This is a genomic window from Leifsonia sp. (assembly GCF_051955155.1).
Lineage (GTDB): Bacteria > Actinomycetota > Actinomycetes > Actinomycetales > Microbacteriaceae > Leifsonia.
The window spans coordinates 24,384-44,380 of the sequence record NZ_JBQCGZ010000095.1 but is presented as its reverse complement, the minus strand read 5'-3'; the positions used below and the strand labels follow the sequence as shown (position 1 = coordinate 44,380).

21 protein-coding genes are annotated in these 19,997 nt (G+C 71.0%); 13 read left to right on the top strand and 8 right to left on the bottom strand.

Annotated elements, in window-relative coordinates; all coding sequences use genetic code 11:
- Positions 1–6: 6 nt before the first annotated feature.
- Positions 7–249: a hypothetical protein gene (locus ACTHMF_RS10350; RefSeq protein WP_314148108.1), complete on the bottom strand. Its 243-nt coding sequence runs from the start codon at positions 247–249 to the stop codon at positions 7–9.
- Positions 250–298: 49 nt separating this feature from the next.
- On the opposite strand from ACTHMF_RS10350, the gene ACTHMF_RS10345 reads away from it, so the two are divergent.
- Both ACTHMF_RS10345 and ACTHMF_RS10340 read left to right on the top strand, forming a co-directional pair.
- Positions 299–1,150, top strand: a complete 852-nt coding sequence (locus tag ACTHMF_RS10345) for an aldo/keto reductase (RefSeq protein ID WP_440317356.1) — start codon at positions 299–301, stop codon at positions 1,148–1,150.
- A gap of 213 nt (positions 1,151–1,363) precedes the next feature.
- A complete protein-coding gene (locus ACTHMF_RS10340) occupies positions 1,364–1,585 on the top strand; it encodes a hypothetical protein (RefSeq protein ID WP_440317355.1) in 222 nt (73 codons plus the stop codon).
- A 68-nt stretch (positions 1,586–1,653) separates the two neighbouring features.
- Here the strand turns inward: ACTHMF_RS10340 and ACTHMF_RS10335 are convergent, their stop codons facing one another.
- The 4 genes from ACTHMF_RS10335 to ACTHMF_RS10320 form a co-directional block, all read right to left on the bottom strand.
- Positions 1,654–3,099 (bottom strand): ATP-binding protein, encoded by a 1,446-nt coding sequence (locus ACTHMF_RS10335; protein ID WP_440317354.1) that lies wholly within the window; start codon positions 3,097–3,099, stop codon positions 1,654–1,656.
- Entirely contained in the window at positions 3,096–3,857 is a 762-nt protein-coding gene (locus tag ACTHMF_RS10330) for a response regulator transcription factor (protein ID WP_440317353.1), read from the bottom strand. The genes ACTHMF_RS10335 and ACTHMF_RS10330 overlap by 4 nt, the downstream gene beginning before the upstream one ends.
- A gap of 89 nt (positions 3,858–3,946) precedes the next feature.
- Positions 3,947–4,372, bottom strand: coding sequence for an SRPBCC family protein (locus tag ACTHMF_RS10325; RefSeq protein WP_440317352.1), 426 nt, complete (start codon positions 4,370–4,372; stop codon positions 3,947–3,949).
- A 52-nt stretch (positions 4,373–4,424) separates the two neighbouring features.
- Positions 4,425–5,033, bottom strand: coding sequence for a TetR/AcrR family transcriptional regulator C-terminal domain-containing protein (locus tag ACTHMF_RS10320; RefSeq protein ID WP_440317351.1), 609 nt, complete (start codon positions 5,031–5,033; stop codon positions 4,425–4,427).
- A 65-nt stretch (positions 5,034–5,098) separates the two neighbouring features.
- Between ACTHMF_RS10320 and ACTHMF_RS10315 the strand changes: the two genes are divergently transcribed.
- Positions 5,099–6,328, top strand: a complete 1,230-nt coding sequence (locus ACTHMF_RS10315; RefSeq protein ID WP_440317350.1) for a beta-ketoacyl-[acyl-carrier-protein] synthase family protein — start codon at positions 5,099–5,101, stop codon at positions 6,326–6,328.
- A gap of 15 nt (positions 6,329–6,343) precedes the next feature.
- Here ACTHMF_RS10315 and ACTHMF_RS10310 read toward each other — a convergent pair whose 3' ends face one another.
- A complete protein-coding gene (locus ACTHMF_RS10310) occupies positions 6,344–6,781 on the bottom strand; it encodes an Lrp/AsnC family transcriptional regulator (RefSeq protein ID WP_314148117.1) in 438 nt (145 codons plus the stop codon).
- Positions 6,782–7,001: 220 nt separating this feature from the next.
- On the opposite strand from ACTHMF_RS10310, the gene ddaH reads away from it, so the two are divergent.
- The 9 genes from ddaH to ACTHMF_RS10265 all read left to right on the top strand — a co-directional run bounded on the left by ddaH (position 7,002) and on the right by ACTHMF_RS10265 (position 17,872).
- The gene (gene ddaH, locus ACTHMF_RS10305; protein ID WP_440317349.1) at positions 7,002–7,862 is read left to right on the top strand and encodes a dimethylargininase; all 861 of its coding nucleotides are present in this window, start codon (positions 7,002–7,004) and stop codon (positions 7,860–7,862) included.
- A gap of 10 nt (positions 7,863–7,872) precedes the next feature.
- Entirely contained in the window at positions 7,873–9,150 is a 1,278-nt protein-coding gene (rocD, locus tag ACTHMF_RS10300) for an ornithine--oxo-acid transaminase (protein WP_440317348.1), read from the top strand.
- Between the two features lie 36 nt (positions 9,151–9,186).
- Positions 9,187–10,674: a peptide MFS transporter gene (locus ACTHMF_RS10295; protein ID WP_399553002.1), complete on the top strand. Its 1,488-nt coding sequence runs from the start codon at positions 9,187–9,189 to the stop codon at positions 10,672–10,674.
- Between the two features lie 51 nt (positions 10,675–10,725).
- Positions 10,726–11,397: an MOSC domain-containing protein gene (locus tag ACTHMF_RS10290; protein WP_440317347.1), complete on the top strand. Its 672-nt coding sequence runs from the start codon at positions 10,726–10,728 to the stop codon at positions 11,395–11,397.
- Positions 11,398–11,716: 319 nt separating this feature from the next.
- Positions 11,717–14,296, top strand: coding sequence for a LuxR C-terminal-related transcriptional regulator (locus ACTHMF_RS10285; protein WP_440317346.1), 2,580 nt, complete (start codon positions 11,717–11,719; stop codon positions 14,294–14,296).
- Positions 14,297–14,596: 300 nt separating this feature from the next.
- A complete protein-coding gene (locus ACTHMF_RS10280) occupies positions 14,597–15,064 on the top strand; it encodes a MarR family winged helix-turn-helix transcriptional regulator (protein WP_314148988.1) in 468 nt (155 codons plus the stop codon).
- 64 nt (positions 15,065–15,128) lie between these two features.
- Complete coding sequence (locus ACTHMF_RS10275) at positions 15,129–16,517, top strand: MATE family efflux transporter (protein WP_440317345.1); 1,389 nt, start codon at positions 15,129–15,131, stop codon at positions 16,515–16,517.
- Between the two features lie 174 nt (positions 16,518–16,691).
- The gene (locus tag ACTHMF_RS10270; protein ID WP_440317344.1) at positions 16,692–17,150 is read left to right on the top strand and encodes a VOC family protein; all 459 of its coding nucleotides are present in this window, start codon (positions 16,692–16,694) and stop codon (positions 17,148–17,150) included.
- Positions 17,151–17,155: 5 nt separating this feature from the next.
- On the top strand, positions 17,156–17,872 hold the full coding sequence (locus tag ACTHMF_RS10265) for a winged helix-turn-helix transcriptional regulator (protein ID WP_440317343.1): 717 nt from the start codon (positions 17,156–17,158) through the stop codon (positions 17,870–17,872).
- Positions 17,873–17,878: 6 nt separating this feature from the next.
- On the opposite strand, the gene ACTHMF_RS10260 is transcribed toward ACTHMF_RS10265, so the two are convergent.
- Both ACTHMF_RS10260 and ACTHMF_RS10255 read right to left on the bottom strand, forming a co-directional pair.
- Complete coding sequence (locus tag ACTHMF_RS10260; RefSeq protein ID WP_440317342.1) at positions 17,879–18,301, bottom strand: hypothetical protein; 423 nt, start codon at positions 18,299–18,301, stop codon at positions 17,879–17,881.
- Positions 18,298–18,912: a nucleotidyltransferase family protein gene (locus tag ACTHMF_RS10255; protein ID WP_440317341.1), complete on the bottom strand. Its 615-nt coding sequence runs from the start codon at positions 18,910–18,912 to the stop codon at positions 18,298–18,300. Before ACTHMF_RS10255 ends, ACTHMF_RS10260 begins: the two co-directional genes overlap by 4 nt.
- 136 nt (positions 18,913–19,048) lie before the next feature.
- On the opposite strand from ACTHMF_RS10255, the gene ACTHMF_RS10250 reads away from it, so the two are divergent.
- On the top strand, positions 19,049–19,918 hold the full coding sequence (locus tag ACTHMF_RS10250) for a LysR family transcriptional regulator (protein ID WP_314148984.1): 870 nt from the start codon (positions 19,049–19,051) through the stop codon (positions 19,916–19,918).
- Positions 19,919–19,997 lie beyond the last annotated feature (79 nt).

The window sequence follows — 19,997 nt, the reverse complement described above, 5'->3', positions numbered from 1 at the left end:
GGCGGGCTACTCCTCCTCGTCCTCCAGCTCCACGAGCTCGTCGGCGGCGTCGGCATTGCCGGCGGCGGCCAGGCGGCGGAGTTCCTCCAAGTCCCCGCGCTCGGCGGCGAGTTCCACCAGGGCGTCCTCCGCGTCGCTGCTGCCCGCGGCGGCGAGGCGGCGGAGGAGCGGAAGATCCTCGGCGTCCAGTGCGGTCTCGACCGCCTCCGCGATGTCGTCGGGGTCGGTGGGCAGCGGGTCCTCGGCCATGACTCTCCTTCCGTCGGGCGCCACACTACCCGGGCGTAGGGTGGTGCGCATGACCGATTCCCCCATCGCGCTGCCCGCCGTCCCGTCGCTTCCGCTGAACTCGGGCGGCAGCATTCCGCAGATCGGCCTCGGCACCTGGCCTCTCGACGACGCCGAGGTCGAGCGCGCCGTCGTGGACGCGGCGGCCGTGGGCTATCGGCACGTCGACACCGCGGCCAAGTACGGCAACGAGGTCGGGGTCGGCCGGGGCGTCGCCAGGAGCGGCGTCGATCGCGAGGACTGGTTCGTCACCACGAAGCTCGACGGCGGCTACCAGGGCGACGACCGCGCGGTCGCCGGGCTGGACGCGAGCCTCGAGCGCCTGGGCATGGAGTACGTGGACCTGCTGCTCATCCACTGGCCGCTGCCCGCGCGCGACCTGTACGTGAACACCTGGGAGACCTTCATCCGGCTGCGCGATGCCGGCAAGGCGCGGGCGATCGGCGTCTCCAACTTCAAGCCGGCGCACATCGAGCGGCTCATCGCCGAGACCGGCGTCGCGCCGGCCGTCAACCAGGTCCAGCTCAGCCCGGCGATCCCGCGCCGCGACCACCGGGCGTACGACGAGGAGCACGGGATCGTCACCGAGTCCTGGAGCCCGATCGGCGGCACCGGCGACCTCCTCGCCGACCCGGTGCTGGCCGACCTCGCCGCCAAGCACGGCAGGACGCCCGCGCAGATCGTCCTGCGCTGGCACGTCCAGAACGGGCTCGTCGCCATCCCGAAGTCCCGCGACCCGCAGCGGATGGCGGCCAACCTCGCCGTGTTCGACTTCACCCTCGACGCCGACGACCTCGCCGCGCTCGACCGCCTCGACGAGGGGCCGGACGCGGGCGTGGACTCGGACCGCAGCGGTCACTGACCGCGGCGGCCCAGGCGGCCGCGCGCCGTCATCGGGCTCCTCACCGTGGCTGGCCTGGGCGGGCGTCGAGCTCAGCGAGCGCCGCCGACCAATCGGCACGTGGCATTGTGAAATGTTTGGTGCTTTGCTACCGTATCGGTCGCCATGTGGGGTCTCGAGGGGCTGGCGGCGGGCTTCATCTGCTGGGCTCAGCGAGCGGACGAAGGAACGGGTATGCGTAACCAGGACGCGGGACTGATCGTCGGCGTGTTCCTCGGCGGCTGCATCAGCTTCCTCGTGATGGGAACCCTGATGAGCGTGGGGACTGGGCTCACCGTATCGGCGATGCTGCTGGTGGCCCTCGCGCTCGGAGCGGTGGGATTCGTGAGCGTGCTCATCCTCGGGCCCCGCTACCTCTGGCGGCGCAAGCACGAGACCTCCGACCCGCAACCCTGACCGCCGGCGGCTCCCGAAGGCCACATCGGTTCGGCACGTGCTCGGAGCCGGGCAGCGCCGGCCGCAGGCTACACGCTCACCAGCGGCAGCCGCACGGTGACGGCGAGGCCGGCGTCCGGGACGTTGGCCAGCTGCACCGAGCCGCCCGCCGCCTCGGCCAGGGCGGCCACGATCGCCAGCCCCAGGCCGCCGCTCCCGCCGGACTTCGACGTGCGCGCCCCGTCCGCGCGCGTGAAGCGGTCCAGGGCGACCGGGATGAAGGACTCCGGCATCCCCGGGCCGGAGTCGGTGACCGTGAGCACGGCCGTGTCGCCCTCCACGTGCAGCCGCGCCGTGACCGTGTCGTCGTGCTCGGTCGCGCCTGAGCCTGCATCCACCGGGACGCCGCGGATCGCGGTGATCGCGTTGCCGAGCAGGTTGTCCAGGATGCGGCCGAAGTCGGTCGGCGAGAGGGAGACCCGCGCCTCCGGGGCCGGCCGCCTGCGCGGGTCGTAGTCGTAGTCGACCGAGATCGAGCGGCCCTCCTCGTCGCTGCTGACGAGCAGGCGGGCGCGGTCGACGGCGTCGGTGAGCTCGTCCACGAGGGTCCGCCAGTCGGTGCGGCCGCTGATCGGGCCCGCCTCGATGCGGGACAGCTCCAGCAGGTTGTTCGCCAGCTGGGCGAGCCGCAGAGCCGTCGCGTGCGACGAGCGGACGTCGGCGAGCAGCGCGTCCGGGTCGCCCGCGTCCAGCTCCGCCAGTTCCAGCTGGCCGCGCAGCACCGCGAGCGGCGTCCGCAGCTCGTGGCTGGCGTCCGAGACCATCTGGCGCTCGCGATCGGCGGACGCGCGCAGCCGGCGGATCAGGTCGTTGAGGGTCGTCGCCAGCTCCGAGAGCTCGTCGCGCGCGGGTCCGACCGTGAGCAGCCCGGCGTCGTCGCGGCCGTCCCTGCCGCCCGCGCCGGCGATCCGATCGGCCTGCTCGCGCATCCTGCTCACCGGGCGGAGCGCGGCGCGGGCCAGCAGCCACGACGCCGCGCCGAAGCCCAGGATCAGCACGCCGGCGCCAATGAGCAGGGCGAGGGTGAGGCGGTCCAGGATGAGGGCGGTGGTCTCGTCGTTGCGAGCGGCGACGATGTGCATCGTCCCGAGCCTGGTCTCGACCGGGCGGACCAGGACGAGGTAGGTGTCGTCGCCGATCTGCACGGATTCGGGATTGTCGCCGAGCTTCAGCAGGTCGGGCAGGCGCTCCTCGAGCGCATCCGGCAGGGTCGTCGCGAGCGCCGTGCCGTCCGTTCCGACCACGGCGAGCTCCTGGCCGCCTCCCGGCAGATCGAACGGGCCGGACGGGCTCGCCACGACCGAGGCGGCGGGCGCCGTGATGTCGTTGCCGAGCAGGGTCACGGTCGCGTTGTGCAGGATCGACGAGACGCCGATCCTGATCACGACGACGGCGACCAGGCCGAACAGGGCGGCGACGATCAGGCTGCCGATCGTGATCCGCGCCGTGATCGACAGGCGCCGCAGCCAGCTCACGACGACGTGGACTCCGAGGCCGGGTGCGCGGACGCCTGCGCCGTCCCGGCGCTCGCCGGGCCGGCCTGCGGCTTCGCGTCCAGCGCGTTCTTGGCGTCCAGCCGGTAGCCGCGCCCGCGCTCCGTCACGATCGAGAGCCCGGCGCCGGCCAGGTCCAGCTTCTTGCGCAGGTAGGAGACGTACTGGTCGATGACGTTCGTCCCGATGTTCTCGGTCGTCCCCCACACCGACTCCAGGATGTCCGCGCGCGAGAGCGTCTTGTCCGGGTTCGTCGCGAAGAGGCGCAGCAGCGTGAACTCACGGCGGCTCAGCGGCATCTCGTGGCCGGACACCAGCGCCTGGTGCTCGTGCGAGTCGATGGTGAGCCTGCCGACGGTCACCTGGGGCCGCATCCCGCTCGGCTCGCGGCGGAGCAGCGCGCGCACCCGGGCGGCCAGCTCGGCGAAGGCGAACGGCTTGGTCAGGTAGTCGTCGGCCCCGGAGTCCAGGCCGTGGACGCGGTCCTCGATCGCGTCCCGTGCGGTGAGCAGCAGGATGGGCATCGGGTTGGCGGCCTCGCGGATGTGCCTGCACAGCTCGAACCCGCTCATCCCGGGCAGCATCACGTCGATGGCGGCGGCCGAGTAGGCGTCGCTGCGGAGCGCGATGAGCGCGTCGACGCCGTTGGTCACCAGCGTGACGTCGTACCCCTCGGCGGCGAGACCGCGCTGGACGAGGCCTCCCATATCCGGATCGTCTTCGACAACGAGCAGCTTCATGCGCCCATCGTGCCACTGTTCGCCGTGCCGGTGCTCGGTTCACCCGCCGCGGGGCTGTGCGCCCGCTGAATGTTCTCGCAGAACGAGCCTCAGGCTTCCTCGATCACCGACTTGAGGGAGCCGAGCGTCATGGCCCAGTTGCCGCTCATCCGGTCGGCCTCCGCCCGATCCGCGCAGCCGTCCTGGGTGATCGTGACCTGCGTCCCGTCGCCGTCCGCGGCGAGCAGATAGGACACGGTCTGGTAGCTCTCCGGCACATCCGGCTTGCCGCTGAGCGGGCTGTAGTAGCTGCTGACGAAACGCTCGCCCGGGATGAACTCCAGGATGGTGCCCTTGTCCTCGTACGGCTTTCCCTCCCACTCGCCGCGGTAGACGATGGGGGAGCCCTCTCTCCAGTCGGTGACGACCTCCGTCCCGTACAGGAACCGGGCGATGGTGGCCGGGTCAGTGATGGCGTGCCAGACGACGTCGGTGCCGGCGTCGACGTGGATGCTCGCGCGTGCTGTCGTACTCATGCCGCCAGTCTGATCCGCCCCGGATGGAGCCGATAGAAGATACGCGACAGCCTCAGCCGTCGTCGCGGATCGTCAGGGCGCCGGCCAGGTCGAGATCGGTGCTCGTGCCGTGCGCGCCGGCGCGGGCGAGCAGGGCGGCGCCCAGCGCGGTGCTCCAGAACGTGCGCGCCTCGACGTCGAGCGGGCGGTCGGCCCGCCAGCCCCTGGACTCGACAAGCTGCCGGGTGAAGCGCTCCGACTGGCGGAACAGCAGCTGGATGTGCTGGTCGACGACCTCCGCCAACTCCGGCCGGGCGATCCCCATCGCCAGCGCCCGGGCGACGAGGGGCAGAGCGGGCAGCGCGAGGACGGCGCGCGCGATGTTCCGGCGGAACGTCGCGGCGTCCGCGGCGGCACGGCCGATGCGCTCGATGCGGCGGGTGTCGTGCAGCAGCGCGAGGAACGCGGCGTGCACCACGAGCGAGTCCTTGCTGCCGAAGTAGTAGGTCACCTGGCTCGGGAACACCTGGGCGGCGGCGGCGATCTCCGCCACACTCAGCTCGCCGCCCTGGCGCTCGGCGGACAGCCGCGCGGTCACCTCGATCAGGCGGCGGTGGGTGGCGCGGCCGCGGTCGAGGGAGCGCTCCGCCGTCCGGCGCTCGTCTGTCCGTCCTCTGTCCACCCGGTAATTGTATGTGATACAAATTAAGCCGAAGTTGTATGGCATACAAGAAAGCGAGTCAGCGAATGCAGCCCACCGATGTCGTCGTGACCGGGATCGGCGCGATCACCCCGCTCGGAGCGGACGTGCCGACCACCTGGACCGCGCTGCTGGGAGGCGCGTCCGGCATCCGCGGGGACGTGCTCGCGGACGCCGAGGCGCACGGCCTCGGCGGCATCGTGGCCGGCACCATGACGGTCGACCCGGCGGACCTGCTGCCGCCCGTCGAGGCGAAGCGGCTCGACCGGTCGCAGCAGGCCGCTGCGGTGGCGGCGGCCGAGGCGTGGTCCGACGCGGGCGGCCCCGGCCCCGACCCCGAGCGCCTGGCGGTCGCCATCGGGACGGGCATCGGCGGCGTGCGGACGCTGTTGCGCGAGGACGACGTGCTGGAGGCGTCCGGCGCCCGGCGCGTCTCGCCGCGCACCGTCCCGATGCTGATGGCGAACGGGCCGGCAGCGCTGATCAGCATCAGCTACGGCGCCAGGGCCGGCGTCTACACGCCGGTCTCGGCGTGCTCGTCGGGGGCGGAGGCGATCGCGCTGGGGGCGCGCCTCATCCGCTCGGGCGAGGCCGATGTCGTCATCGCCGGCGGCACCGAGGCGGCCATCGCGCCGATCACGGTCGCCGGCTTCGCCCAGACCCGCGCGCTGTCCGGGCACACGAGCGACCCCGCCTCGGCCTCGCGGCCGTTCGCCGCGGACCGGGACGGCTTCGTCCTCGGCGAAGGCGCCGCCGTTCTCGTGCTGGAGAGCGCCGAGCACGCGCTCGCGCGCGGGGCCCGCGTCCGGGCCGTGCTCGCGGGCGCCGGCATCTCCGCCGACGCCCACCACATTACGGCGCCGGCGCCGGACGGGTCGGGGCAGATCGCCGCGATGCGCAAGGCGCTCGCGCAGGCGCGGCTGGATCCCTCCGAGATCGGCCACGTCAACGCGCACGCGACGGGGACCCCGGTCGGCGACGCGGCGGAGGCGCTCGCGATCCACGCGGTGTTCGGCCGGGCGACCGTCACTGCGCCCAAGGCGGCCATCGGCCACCTGTTCGGCGCGGCCGGCGCCGTCGAGGCGGCGATCGCCGTGCTCAGCGTCGAGAACGGCGTGATCCCGCCGACGCGCAACCTGGCGCAGGCCGGCATCGATCCGGCCATCGACCTGGATGTGGTGACCGAGCGCCGCGAGGGTGCGCAGCGCGCGGTGCTGAGCAACTCGTTCGGCTTCGGCGGCCAGAACGTCTCGCTCGTGGTGACCGCCGCGCCGTGAGCTCGGCCGCCCGCGTCAGCCGTTGCCGCGGTTGATCAGCCGGGAGAGCACGATGGCGCTGCGGGTGTGGTCGACGTTCGGCGCCAGCCGCACCTTCTCGAGCGCCGCCTCCAGGCTCGGGATGTCGCGCGAGCGGATGTGGACGATCGCGTCGGCGCTGCCCGTCACCGTCCCCGCGTCGACGACCTCTGGGACGGCGGACAGGATGCGCAGCAGTTCTTCGGGCGACACCGTCCCGCGGCAGAACAGCTCGACGTAGGCCTCGGTGCTCATCCCGTCGATGGCGGGGTCGACCTGGATGGTGAAGCCGCGGATCACGCCGTCGGCGACGAGCCGGTCGACGCGGCGCTTGACGGCGGAGGCGGACAGCCCGACGACCGAGCCGATGTCGCCGTAGCCGGCCCTGGCGTTCTGGCGGAGAAGGTCGAGGATGCTGCGATCGAGGTTGTCCACGAGCGCAAGCTTATGGTGGATCGTTGCGTGACAGCCACCCTCACGCGGGAATCGTGCGCCCGGCGCAACGGAGGCGCCGTCCGGAGTAGGAGATGGCCGCTTCGCCGACGAGTCCGGCGCCTCCGCGCTGCGCACGAATCCTGCGCCGTCGGCGCACCCACGGCGATTTCGTGCGTGAGGACGCAGCCAATCGCCGACATCCGCGTGTGACACTAGCCTCATGTCGATCACCGACGAGGAGGCCCGCGCGCGTTCGGCGCGCCCGGTGCGCACGGCACGGCCGCGCACGGTGCTGATGTGCCGCCCGGAGCATTTCGCGGTCGTCTACCGGATCAACCCGTGGATGAACCCCGGGCTGCCGACGGACACCTCGCTCGCCGTGCGGCAGTGGGAACGGCTGCACGGGATCTACCGGGACCTCGGCTACGACGTCCACCTCATCGACCCGCTGGAGGGCCTGCCCGACATGGTCTACGCGGCCAACGGCGGCTTCGTGATCGGCAACGTCGCCTACGGCGCGCGCTTCGCCTACCCGGAGCGGCGCCCGGAGGGGCCGGCGTACATGGACTGGTTCCGCGCGAACGGGTTCGAGGTCGTCGTGCCCGAGGCGGTCAACGAGGGCGAGGGCGACTTCCTGCTCGTGGGCGAGACCATCCTCGCCGGCACCGGCTTCCGCAGCAGCGACGCCAGCCACGACGAGCTGGCGCGTGTCTTCGGCCGCGAGGTGCTCACGCTGCGGCTGACCGATCCCAGCTTCTACCACCTGGACACGGCGCTCGCGGTGCTCGACCCCACCCCGGGCCACGAGCACATCGCCTACCTGCCGTCGGCGTTCGACGAGCGGAGCCGGGAGCTGCTCCGCGAGCGCTTCCCCGACGCCATCGTCGTCACCGAGCCGGACGGAGCGGTGCTCGGCCTCAACGCCTTCTCCGACGGCCGCAACGTCGTCATCGCCTCCCGGGCCGAGGGATTCGCGAACCAGCTGCGCGACCACGGCTACACCCCGATCGGCGTCGACCTGTCCGAGCTGCTGCTCGGCGGCGGCGGCGTCAAATGCTGCACCCTGGAACTGCGACGCTGAGGAGTCAGCCATGAGCGAGACCGTCGCCCGCGAGACCGCGGCCCACCGCATCCACCCCGTCACGGCCGCGCCCAGCGAGCGCCAGGCGGAGGCGATCGCGCAGGAGGAGGAGCACGCGGCGCACAACTACCATCCGCTGCCCGTCGTGGTGGCGGAGGGGGACGGCGCCTGGGTCACCGACATCGACGGCCGGCGCTACCTCGACTGCCTGGCCGCGTACTCCGCGGTGAACTTCGGCCACTCCAACCCGGAACTGCTGGATGCGGCACGGGCGCAGCTGGAGCGGATCACCCTCACCAGCCGCGCGTTCCACAACGACCAGCTCGGCCCGTTCGTCACCGAGCTCGCCGCGCTGGCAGGCAAGGACATGGTGCTGCCGATGAACACCGGAGCGGAGGCGGTCGAGTCGGCGATCAAGGTGGCGCGCGCGTGGGGATACCGGGTGAAGGGCGTTCCGGACGGCGAGGCGAACATCGTCGTGATGGCGGGCAACTTCCACGGCCGGACCACCACCATCGTCAGCTTCAGCGACGATCCGGACGCGCGGGACGACTTCGGGCCGTACACGCCCGGCTTCCGCACCGTCCCGTACGGCGACGCGGCGGCGCTCGCGGCGGCCGTCGACGGCGACACGGTCGCGGTCCTGGTCGAGCCGATCCAGGGCGAGGCGGGCATCGTCGTCCCGCCGCCGGACTACCTGCCGGCGGTGCGCGCGCTGTGCGACGAGCATCGCATCCTGTTCATCGCCGACGAGATCCAGTCGGGGCTCGGCCGCACCGGCGCGACCTTCGCGTGCGACCTGGCGGGGGTCGTCCCCGACCTGTACCTGCTCGGCAAGGCGCTCGGCGGTGGGATCGTGCCGGTCTCCGCGGTGGTCGGCGACCGGGACGTGCTCGGCGTGCTGCGCCCGGGCGAGCACGGCTCCACGTTCGGCGGCAACCCGCTGGCCGCGGCGGTCGGCCGCGCGGTCGTCGCGCTGCTCGCGACCGGCGAGCCGCAGGAGCGGGCCGCCCTGCTCGGCCGGCGCCTGCACGCCGGCCTCGAACGGCTGATCGGCCGCGGCGTCCTGGCCGTGCGCGGCGCCGGACTCTGGGCCGGGATCGACATCGACCCGGAGCTCGCGACCGGGCGGGAGGTGTGCGAGCTGCTGATGGAGCGCGGGGTGCTGGCGAAGGACACGCACGGCTCCACCATCCGGCTCGCCCCGCCCATCGTCGTCGACCCCGCCGACCTGGACTGGGCGGTCGAACAGCTGGAGGCGGTGCTCCTGGACCTCGCCGCGCGCTGAGAACCGGCGTTCACCTCCGCCGGAGACGGTGGGAGCATGGGCGCCATGAGTGCGAGCAGGGACGAGGGGACCGACACCAGGACCGTCGACGCGAGCCACGGCTTCTTCGGGCAGCCGCGGGCGCTCGCGAACATCTTCGGCGTGGAGATGTGGGAGCGGTTCTCCTTCTACGGGATGCAGGGCATCCTGCTCATCTACCTCTACTACTCCGCGACGCGCGGGGGCCTGGGGATCGACCAGGCGACGGCCGCGGGGATCGTGGGGGCGTACGGCGGCGCCGTCTACCTGTCGACGATCCTCGGCGCGTGGCTCGCGGACCGGGTGTTCGGGTCGGAGCGGGTTCTGTTCTGGAGCGCCGTGGTGATCATGGCCGGGCACATCTCGCTGGCTGTGCTGCCGAGCTACGCCGGGGTGATCGCCGGTCTGCTCTTCGTCGCGATCGGCAGCGGCGGCCTCAAGGCGAACGCCACCCGGATCGTCGGCACGCTCTACGACGAGCACGACTCGCGCAGGGACGCCGGCTTCTCGCTGTTCTACCTCGGCATCAACCTGGGCGGCCTGCTCGGGCCGCTGATCACCGGGCTGCTGCAGTCGACGCTCGGGTTCCACTGGGGGTTCGCGGTCGCCGCGGTCGGGATGGCCATCGGCCTCATCCAGTACGCGTTCGGCCGGCGCCGGCTCCCGGACCGCGCGCGCGAGGTCCCGAACCCGCTGCCGTCCGGCCGCTACCCGCTCGTCATCGGGATCGGCGTCGCCGCCGTCGTCGTCATCCTCGTCCTCGTCTTCTCCGGTGTCGTGACGGCGCAGAACCTCGCGCTGTGGGTCATCGGGATCGTGATCGTCTCGGCCATCGCCTACTTCATCGTCATCCTGAGCTCGCGGCTGCTCAGCCCGGACGAGCGCTCCCGGATCGTCGCGTTCATCCCGCTGTTCATCACGAACGCCGCCTTCTGGTCGCTCTACCAGCAGCAGTTCACGGTCGTCACGATCTACTCGGACGAGCGGCTGAACCGCAACCTGTTCGGCTGGGAGTTCCCGGTCTCCTGGGTGCAGTCGATCAACCCGATCTTCATCATCGTGCTCTCCGGCGTCTTCGCCGCGATCTGGACGAAGTGGGGCGACAGGCAGCCGTCGACGCCGCTCAAGTTCGCCGCGGGGACGGTCGTGATGGGCCTCGCCTTCTTCCTGTTCCTGATCTGGGCGGGCGGCGGTAAGAACAGCACGCCGCTGCTCGGCGTCGTCGCCATCCTGCTGGTGTTCACCATCGCCGAGCTGCTGATCTCGCCGGTCGGGTTGTCGGCGTCGACCAAGCTCGCGCCGCACGCGTTCCAGGCCCAGATGGTCGCGCTGTACTTCCTGTCCGTCGCGCTCGGCACGGCGATGGCCGGTCAGCTCGCGAAGCTGTACTCGCCGGAGACCGAGGGGATCTACTTCGGCGTCATCGGCGGGGTGGCCGTGGCGATCGGCGTCATCCTCGCCCTGATGAGCCCGTGGGTGCTGCGGATGATGCGCGGCGTGCGCTGAGGACGTCGTACGGATGCCGTCGCGCCGATGCCGTCGGCCATACTGGAGGGCATGGCGACGATCCTGGCAGTGTGCCGCGTCGAGCAGCTGCTCCCCGACGCGGGTTCGGTCGGTGTGACAGCGATCGACAAACGCCCCGTCGACGGCCGGGTAAAGGTGCGGCCGCTCGGGCTGCGCGCGGACGTCCAGGCGGACCGCAAGCATCACGGTGGCCCGACCAAAGCGCTCTACGCGTACGCCGACGAGGACGCGGAGTTCTGGGCGGGCGAACTCGGTCGCCCCATCCCCGCCGGCCTCTTCGGCGAGAACCTGCGCACCTCCGGGCTGGACGTGAACGGCGCCGAGATCGGCGAGCGTTGGCGGATCGGCGAGGACCTCGTCGTCGAGGTGACCTGCCCGCGGACGCCGTGCGCGACCTTCCAGCGCCGGATGCGCGAGCCGCAGTGGGTGAAGCGCTTCACGCAGGCGAACCGGGTCGGCGCCTACCTGTCCGTCGTGCACTCCGGAACGGTCGGCGCCGGCGACGCGGTGGACGTGATCCACCGCCCCGGCCACGGTGTCACCATCGCGTCGTGGTTCGCGGAGGCGGATGCAGAGCAGGCGGACGCGCTCGAGGCCGCGGAGGCCGCGCGCACGGTGTCGCTCGCGCGGGAGATGGTGGAGTCGATCGCCGGGGTGCGTCGGCGGGAATCTCGGACCTCCGCTACCGCGGCACACTACTGAAGACGGACGCGCGACCCACGTAGAAACGGGGCCTGCACTACGGATGGCGGGGGGAATCAGTCCGCTTTTCGTGGCTCCGCCCCCGCCGCAACACTGGCCGAGCGCTCAAGCGGTGGAGCAGATCGGCGGGTCTCTCTAGCCTTCTACCGTCCGATGCTCGGGCGTATCCGGGGTCGTCCGAGCTGTCCCGCCCGAGTTCGCTGAGTCGACGAGGGGAAGACCAGATGACGCCTGAGCGTGCGCTGCGCGCCGGTACGCGGCCTGAGAGTCAATGTGAATGCATGGATAGACTGGTGGACGTCCCGGGGTGCGAGCCCTGATGCCGAAGAAGGATCCCGTGTTTATTGGGCGCAGCGAGGAACTCGACATCGTCGTCGGCCTGCTGAGCGGTCGAACGAGCGTCGATGTCGTCGGTGAGCGCGCAAGCGGTCGGACCGCGTTCCTGACCCAGCTGGAGGCGCGGCTCCAGGACGACGGCTGGTCGGTGATCCAGCTGCGCGGCATCGCGTCGTTGCGTGAGCAGGCGTTCGCGGCTCTGCACCTGGCCGGAGTCGGCGCGCCGACCGACGCACGCGGCACGTCGACTCTGCAAGTGACGGCGAACGCGCTGAGGCAGCTCACCGACCGGCCGCGGTCTGTGCTCTTCATCGACGACTGGGACGACCTCGACGAGACCTCGTGGGGAGTCGTCGAAGCGGTCCGCCGCGAGACGGGGCTGCCGATGGTGCGGGCGCGCCTGCGCGGTCTTCCCGCGCGGCATACGCCGACCGGGCTCTCGGCGGCCGGCCTCGAGCCCGTCATCGTCGTCGACATGGCACCGCTTCGTTTCGACGATCTGGAACGGGCTCTTCAGGAAGCCGTGGGCGGCCCCATCGACGGGGGGACGATGAGCCGCCTGTACGCGAAGTCCGGCGGCAGCATCGGCCTCGCCTTGAGCATCGCCGAAGTGGCCCAGAACGAGAAGCGGATGGAGCGGGGCGCGGACGGGCGCTGGTACGCCGCTCGCGACCTCTGGAGCCCCGCGCTGTCCGCCATGGTCGAGGCGCACCTTGAGCACCTGGATCCGGAAGCCCGGGACGGCCTGGAGACCATCGCACTCCTCGGCGTCGCCGACCTGGAGACGGTTCGGCGGCTCGTCGGTTGGACCGCGCTCGAGCAGTTGGAGGAGTCGGCGGCGATCGCCGTCGTTCCGGCCGGCGACCGTCAGCTCGTCACCATCATCCCGCCGCTGGTGGTGGAGTTCTTCCGTCACCAGCCGCCCAATCTGCGGCGAGAGCGGATCACCGATGCGATCGTGGAGAAGCTCGGCCCCGAGGTGGTGCTCGACGCGATGCTCAGCCGGGAACGCGCGACAGACCGGCCGCCCGGTCACGGTGACGCCGTGATGGTCCGGCTCCTCAGGGAGCGCGACCGCACCAGCCGCATCGTCGCCCGCGCCGAGTGGGAGGACACCCGCTCTCCCGAGCCGGCAGTCCGCTACCTGCAGACCATCCTGAACACGGCGGCCCCGGCGCCGGACATCGAGCGGGTGATGATCGACACCGACATCGAGGCAGGTGCGCCGGAGGCTCGGGCCCTGTTCGTCCGGCTGCGGGCGCGCTGGCAGGCCTATGTCTGCGGTGACCCCGACCGCGCACTCGGCGAACTCGGCGCGCTCGCGGCGGACGTTGGCGCGTTCGCGCCGATGCTCGAGGCGGAACGGCTGACGATCGCGATGCACGCGGGCAAGGAGACTCCGACGGCGGCGTCCGTCCCGACCGTCGACGACGGGATGCCGGCCGTTGTCCAGCTCGCCCTGCTGGAGACGCGGATGCTCCTGCATCTTGCGCGAGGCGAGTTCAGCGCTGTCGCGAGCCTGTATGCGCGTGCCGCACGCTGGGCACCCGGCGGGGGGAGCTGCTACCTCCGGGCGTACGCAGGGCTCGCGGACATCGCACTCGGCAGGCTCGACGACGCCGTGGAGGACCTCATGAGAGGACTGGACGAGGCGAGGGGCCTGCTCGACGCGGAGGCGGTGCGCGCTCACGCGGCTGCCGCGGCCTGCGCCTTCGTGGCAGCGGGGGACTACGACGCCGTCGACGCTGTGCTCGACATCGCCTTCGCCGCGGGCGAGCCATCCCCCTTCGTGCCGGGGATCACCACGCTGTTGCTGACCTGCGCCGTGCTGGTCAACGTTCGCAGGGGGAACGCCGCAGCGGGCGAGCGCCACCTGCGGATGCTCTCCGGCATCCCCTGCGCCGAGGGGCCGCTGCCCGGCCAGTCGGCGGTCATGGCCAGGGCCCAGAGCGAGGCGGTCGCCCATCCCGGCCGTGCCGCCGCCCTGCTGAGTGCCGAAGCGCAGTCGCAGTGGGACCGCGGCAATCGTTTCGCCGCGTGCTACGCCGGTCTCGCTGCGCTCGAGATCAGCTTCGATCCGGCCCGCCTGGAAGCGACGGCGGCGTGGGTCGACGAGGTCGGCGGTGGCCTTCTGGAAGCGCGGCAGGCCTCCCTCGCGGCACTTGCCGCCCACGATGCCGGCCTGCTGATGGCGAGCATGGAACGTCTGGAAGCCTCCGGCCAGTGCGGGGCAGCACTGAGGGCGGCGCGCAAGGCCGCGATGGTGTTCGCCGAGCGTCGCGACACGGTCGGCTTCGAACAGGCGAGAGAGGCGGAGCGCCGGCTGACGGCCCGGAAATGGCCTCGGCGGATCTTCACCGAAGGGTTCTCCGCATCCGCGAGCGTGCTGAGCGATCGCGAACGGGAGGTCGCTCGACTGGTTGCGGAAGGGCACAGCAACCCTGACATCGCCGGTCAGCTGGTCTTGAGCGTCCGCACGGTCGAGAGTCACGTCCACCACATCCTTCGCAAGCTGGAGATCCCCTCGCGCCAGTTGCTGAAGTTCTATGTCGATCGCCTCTGACTCGACGCTCGTGCCCACGGAGAACGCGGTCGGACAGCACTGAACTGCCCGTCAGGCACCGCTGATTCGGCGGACACTGCCGCGGATGGCAGCGACGGTGGACGTAGCGTTGTGAGCGGTTCCGGCGGCATGCATAGCGTGCGGCAGGAACGGGCACGGTCGGGCTCGTGTCCCGGTTGCGGCCATCGCGTTCGGCCGCAGCCACCTGTTCCCCCGGGCCGCCTCGGGTAGCGGCGCGGGGGGACTTTCTCTCCGCCAAGTGCGTTGACAGTTTGAATTCTAACTATTAGAGTTCTAACTATGACAGCGAGAACCGAGCGGTTGGCCGTGCTCCTGCGCACGCTGATGTTCGCCCAGCGAGCGGCGGGGGAGGAGTGGATCCGCGAGAGCGGACTCACCCGGTCCCAGTCGTTCACGCTGGGCTACGTCGACGCCCACTCGGATCGCGGCGTGATCGGCCGCGAGCTCGCCGAGATGTCCGGAACGACGCCGGCCAGTGTCACGAGCCTTCTGCAGGGACTCGAGGACCGCGGCTACATCACGCGGGAGCCGTCGCCGACGGACTCGCGCGTGAAGCTCGTCCGGGCCACCCCGGAGGGCTCCCGGGTGATCGCAGGATTCGACGAGGCCATGTCCGCGGCCCAGGACCGCCTCTTCGCAACGCTCGACGACGCGGAGCAGGACGCACTCATCGCGCTGCTCGAACGCGTCACCGACGGTGTCGACGCGCAGGACGACGGGCCGCCACGCGGCCGCGGTCAGCGCTAGCACCGACTCCGCACTCCTCACCTTCTCAGGCTTCCAAGCCGTTCACCGGAACGGAGGTTCCACCATGTCCGAATCCAACCGCGCAACACTCGCGTCCGCGCCCATCTGGCGGGCGCTCGTCCATCTCTGCGTGCCCATGATCGCCGGCTTCTCGGTCGGCGCCGTCTACAACATCATCAACGCCGGCTTCATCGGGACGCTGCACTCCACCCCGCTGCTCGCGGCCCTGACCTTCTCGCTGCCGGTCTTCGCGCTGATCATGGCCGTCGGCGGCGTCTTCGGCGTCGGCGGCGGGACGTACGTCTCGCGGCTGCTCGGCTCGCAGGATGTCGAGGGCGCGGATGCCGACGCCGCCGCGCTCCGCATCAAGCAGGTCTCGTCGTTCACGCTGTGGGGCGCGCTGATCGCCGGCGCCGTGATCGGCGTGCTCGGCGTGATCTTCGCGGTCCCGCTGGCCGCTGCCGTCGGCGCGAGCGGGAGCGCCCTCGCCCCGACCGCGCTCTACATCGGCGCGATGTTCGGCTTCGCGCCGGTCTACGTCGCCGCGTTCGCGCTCGAACAGCTGGTTCGCGCCGAGGGCGCGGCCGTCGCCTCCATGACTGGACTGATCGCATCCACCATCGCAAACCTCGTGTTCGACGTGCTGTTCATCCTGGTGCTGAACGGGGGCGTCCTCGGCGCCGGGCTGGCGCTCGGCCTGTCCAACATCGTCACGGTCGGCTACTACGTGTGGTGGCTCAGCCGGAAGAGCGAGGCGGTCTCGCTCGCGCTGCGGCACTTCCGGGTGGACAGGGAGATGCTGAGCACGGTCTTCGGCGTCGGCGTCTCGGAGCTGCTGATGTCGTCGTTCCTGATCGTCACGACGCTCGTGATGAACTGGATAGCGATCGGCTACGGGCAGGCGCTGCTGGCGGCGATGGGCGTCGCGCTGCGCATCTCGCAGCTGCCGGAGATGCTCTGCATGGGCGTCTTCATGGGTGCCATCCCGCTGTTCGCGTACGCGTTCGGCGCCAGGGATCACGGCCGGCTGCGGCGCGCGATCACCGGGAGCGCGATCGCGATCGCGGGGATCACGCTGGTGTTCTCCGGCATCGTGTTCGCCTTCCGCGACCAGGTGTTCGCGCTGTTCAGCGCGGACCCGTCTGTGGTGGCGGACGGGACGCTCATCCTGACCGCGATGCTGGTGGCGACGCTGTTCAACGGCTTCACCGGCCTGGTGATCGCCGTCTTCCAGGCGACAGAGCAGATGCGGAACGCGACGATCATGTCCATCGCGCAGGGCATCCTGTTCCTCCCGGTGGTGCTGATCGGCAACGCGGTGCTCGGGATGACCGGCGTGATCTGGTCGATGACCGTCACCGAGCTGCTCACCTTCGGCCTCGGCGCGCTGCTCTTCGCCCGCTCCCGCCGCGCGCTCGCGACCCCCTCGCCCGAGGCCGCCCTCGTCTCCTGACCCCTCTCCCTCCGCAACAGCCGAGTACGCAGATTCTCTGCGTACTCGGCTGTTTCGGGGGCATTTTCTGCGTACTCGGGTGGTGGGGTGTGAGGGGGCTACTTGCTATTGACAAGTTTGCTTGCAAAGAGCAAGCTAAGACCAGAAAGCGACACACACATCCAGGAGGACACCATGGCCGCGACCAACATCTTCGTGAACATCCCCACCTCGGACCTCGATCGCTCCAAGGCGTTCTACGAGGCCCTCGGCTACACCATCAACCCGCTCTTCACCGACGAGAACGCCGCGTGCGTCGTGCTCGACGAGAACGTCTACTTCATGGTCCTGACCCGCGAGTACCTGGCGACGTTCACCGACAAGGAGATCATCGACCCGGCCAAGCAGGCCGGCGCGATGGTGGCGCTCTCGTGCGAGTCGCGGGAGGGCGTCGACGCCATCCTCGAGCGCGGCCTGAACGCCGGAGGGACCGAGCCGCGCGAGGCGCAGGACTACGGCTTCATGTACTCGCGCGACCTGGAGGACCCGGACGGCAACAACCTGTCCTACCTCTACATGGCGCCCGCCGCAGCCGAGAAGGGCCCGGAGGCGTACATGACCGAGCAGGGGGCCGACGCCTCGGCATCGGCCTGACGCGCATGGCCGCCCGATCGCCGCGGGGGTTCGGCCAGTACGGGGGAGTCGCCCGCGCGCTCGAGCGGGTCGGGGAACGCTGGGCACTGCTCATCGTCCGCGACCTGCTCGCCGGCGCGCGTCGCTACAGCGACCTGAAGGCCGGGCTGCCGCGCATCCCGACCAACATCCTGAGCGACCGGCTCAAGGAGCTGCAGGAGGCGGGGGTCGTCCGCCGCGTGCCGACGGTGCGCGGCGGCTACGAGCTGACGCCGCTCGGGCGGACGCTCGAGCCCGTCGTGCTGGAGCTCGAGCGCTGGGGCTGGGCGACGCTCGGCGAGCCCGGCGACGGCGAGCTGCTCACGGCGGACGCGCTCGCGGTCTCGCTGCGCGCGGCGTTCCGGCCGGACGAGGCGGAGGGGCTGCCGCCCACGGAGTACGTGCTGCACGTCGGCGAGGTCTCGATCAGCGCGATCGTCGCCGGGCGAGCTCTCGACGTGATCGCGATCGGCCCCACCGCGCTGCCGCAGCCGAACCGCCGGCTCGCCGCGATCGCCCCGCCGGACGTTCTGGAGCTGCTGGTCCCGATCGGCGGCTTCCGCGAGCTGCTCGACGGCGGGGCGGGCGACGCGGAACTGACCGTCGGCGACGACGCCCTGCTCGCCCGATTCCACCGGACGTTCCGGATCGACCCTGCGCCCGACGCGGACGCGGGGGAGTCGGCGGTGGCGTCGGTGGCGTGACGAGGCTCAGCGAAGTTCGACGTCGAGCGCGGCGACCAACGATTCGGCCGAGCGGACGACGATCACGAGGGTCCCGCGGCTGATCTCGCGATCGCCGTAGTCGACGTTCGACTTCTCGTTGATGAGCCGCCGCAGGTGAACCGAGAGTGTTCGGCCGTTCGGGCCCGCCTTGGCCAGCAGTGCGGTAGCGGCCGCATGGTCCATGGCCGCAGACCTCTCGCCGAGGTGCCGCCCGCAGATCGCATCCGCGGCGGCGATCCCGGCGAAGATGGCGGCCGATGCGATCTGGTTGCGCGGTCCGGCGATGCCGCTGTCTTCGTGCATGAGATCGATCAGCTCGGCGTTCTTCAGCCAGTCCCGTGCCTGCTGGGCTCGCTCTCGCACCTGAGTGGGTGTCATCGGGGTGGTCGGAGCTTTGCGCGCGTTCATGCGGCGGCCCTGAGGAGGGTGGCGATCGGCGTGCCCGTGATCGGAATCGCTTCCTCTCGGAGACGTTCGACGAGGGGATCGGAGCGCTCGGCCATCTCGGCCAGGCCGGAGCGGTCGATGTCGTAGATCTGCACCTCCCGGCCGCTCGCCCGATTGAGGCTGGTCATGATCTCGTCGAGCAGTGCCGTGTGCTGGTCGCTATCGAATTCGTCGGGGAACACGAGGACGATGTCCAGGTCACTCTCCAGGGTGGCATCATCCCGCGCGACCGAACCGAATATCGCTGCGGTGACCGCGTCTCCTCCTCGGCTTTGCACGAGCGCGCGGAGTCTCGACTCGAGTTCTGCCGAGGCGTCGAACAGCGCGAGGATCGGCGCGTACAGGATGTGCTCGCGGTTGATTTCGAATGTCGTCGCGTGGGAGCTGGGCCGCGCGTCGACGATTCCGAGCGCGGCGAAACGGGTGAGGATGCGAGCGGCAGTGCTGGCAGGGACCTCGGAGAGCTTGGCGAGGTGCCGCCCGCTGAGCGGTTCCGCGCGGGAGATCAGGGTCCGAAGCAGGCGCGCCTCGTGAATCCCGAGCAGTTCCCCGATCGGGGCGATGGGCGCCATGCCGTCTCCTTTTTTGATCCAAATATGGTGCAACTGTATCAATAATGGCACAATTGTGCCAATAATGGCATTCCCTTTCGGTGGCGTGATCGGGCGTGGTTGTCGCGGCGCTTCGATTGACCAGTATCCTTGCTGAATGGAACTCCGCCAGCTCGAGCACTTCGTCACCGTCGCCGAGGAGAAGCACTTCACGCGGGCCGCGGAGCTGCTGCAAATCTCGCAGTCCGGGCTCTCCGCCTCCATCCGCTCGCTGGAGCAGGAACTCGGCACCTCGCTCTTCATCCGGAGCACGCGCCGCGTCGAGCTGACGACCGCCGGGCAGGCCCTGCTCGCCGACTCGGTGCGCACCCTCGCCAGCGCCGCCGCCGCGCGGAACGCCGTCGCTGCGGTGCGCGGACTGGTGCGCGGGCGGCTCACGATCGGCGCGGAGCCGTGCCTCGGCTCGGTCGACCTGCCTGCCGAGCTCGCCTCCTTCCGCACTGCTAACCCCGGCGTCGAGGTGCGCCTGCGCTACTCGGGCTCGGTCGAACTGGTGGACGCCGTGGCCGGTGGCCGCGTGGATGTGGCCGTCGTCGTCGACACCGGGCACACCCCGGCGGGGGTCCAGCTGCGCCGGCTGAGCACGCAGGAGCTGCTCGTGCTCTGCCATCCCGAGCACCGGTTCTCGGGCGAGGAGAGCATCCCGATCGAGTCGCTGCGCGGGGAACCGCTGGTCGGCTTCCAGGACGGCTGGGGCGCACAGGCACTGACCCGGCGCGCGTTCGCCGCCGCCGGATTCGACTACCGGGCCGCGATGGAGGTCAACGACGTCCACCCGCTGCTGGATCTCGTCGGCTACAACCTGGGCGTCGCCGTGGTGCCGGCGAGCTTCGCGCGCAAGCGCCCCGACCAGCTCCGCGCGGTCGCGCTGAGCGGCGACGTGCCGTCGTGGACGGTGGCCGTCGCGGTCGCCGACGAGCCCAGCCCGGCCGCCGCCGCCTTCCTCCGCCAGCTGCAGACCGCCTGACGCGCGGCTGGCCCTGCGGCCGAGGCGCGGGCGGATGGGCCTGAAAACGAGTTGCGCCATTCGCGCGTTGTGTGGAGGA

Excerpts from the sequence above, each read along its gene's own strand:
- ACTHMF_RS10280 (WP_314148988.1), top strand. The coding sequence starts at position 14,597 with ATGACAGCGAGAACCGAGCGGTTGGCCGTGCTCCTGCGCACGCTGATG.
- ACTHMF_RS10330 (WP_440317353.1), bottom strand. The coding sequence starts at position 3,857 with ATGAAGCTGCTCGTTGTCGAAGACGATCCGGATATGGGAGGCCTCGTC.
- ACTHMF_RS10350 (WP_314148108.1), bottom strand. The coding sequence starts at position 249 with ATGGCCGAGGACCCGCTGCCCACCGACCCCGACGACATCGCGGAGGCG.
- ACTHMF_RS10270 (WP_440317344.1), top strand. The coding sequence starts at position 16,692 with ATGGCCGCGACCAACATCTTCGTGAACATCCCCACCTCGGACCTCGAT.
- ACTHMF_RS10250 (WP_314148984.1), top strand. The coding sequence starts at position 19,049 with ATGGAACTCCGCCAGCTCGAGCACTTCGTCACCGTCGCCGAGGAGAAG.
- ACTHMF_RS10265 (WP_440317343.1), top strand. The coding sequence starts at position 17,156 with ATGGCCGCCCGATCGCCGCGGGGGTTCGGCCAGTACGGGGGAGTCGCC.
- ACTHMF_RS10315 (WP_440317350.1), top strand. The coding sequence starts at position 5,099 with ATGCAGCCCACCGATGTCGTCGTGACCGGGATCGGCGCGATCACCCCG.
- ACTHMF_RS10285 (WP_440317346.1), top strand. The coding sequence starts at position 11,717 with ATGCCGAAGAAGGATCCCGTGTTTATTGGGCGCAGCGAGGAACTCGAC.
- ACTHMF_RS10345 (WP_440317356.1), top strand. The coding sequence starts at position 299 with ATGACCGATTCCCCCATCGCGCTGCCCGCCGTCCCGTCGCTTCCGCTG.
- ACTHMF_RS10340 (WP_440317355.1), top strand. The coding sequence starts at position 1,364 with ATGCGTAACCAGGACGCGGGACTGATCGTCGGCGTGTTCCTCGGCGGC.
- ACTHMF_RS10255 (WP_440317341.1), bottom strand. The coding sequence starts at position 18,912 with ATGGCGCCCATCGCCCCGATCGGGGAACTGCTCGGGATTCACGAGGCG.
- ACTHMF_RS10260 (WP_440317342.1), bottom strand. The coding sequence starts at position 18,301 with ATGAACGCGCGCAAAGCTCCGACCACCCCGATGACACCCACTCAGGTG.
- rocD (WP_440317348.1), top strand. The coding sequence starts at position 7,873 with ATGAGCGAGACCGTCGCCCGCGAGACCGCGGCCCACCGCATCCACCCC.
- ACTHMF_RS10325 (WP_440317352.1), bottom strand. The coding sequence starts at position 4,372 with ATGAGTACGACAGCACGCGCGAGCATCCACGTCGACGCCGGCACCGAC.
- ddaH (WP_440317349.1), top strand. The coding sequence starts at position 7,002 with ATGTCGATCACCGACGAGGAGGCCCGCGCGCGTTCGGCGCGCCCGGTG.
- ACTHMF_RS10275 (WP_440317345.1), top strand. The coding sequence starts at position 15,129 with ATGTCCGAATCCAACCGCGCAACACTCGCGTCCGCGCCCATCTGGCGG.
- ACTHMF_RS10295 (WP_399553002.1), top strand. The coding sequence starts at position 9,187 with ATGGGCGCCATGAGTGCGAGCAGGGACGAGGGGACCGACACCAGGACC.
- ACTHMF_RS10290 (WP_440317347.1), top strand. The coding sequence starts at position 10,726 with ATGGCGACGATCCTGGCAGTGTGCCGCGTCGAGCAGCTGCTCCCCGAC.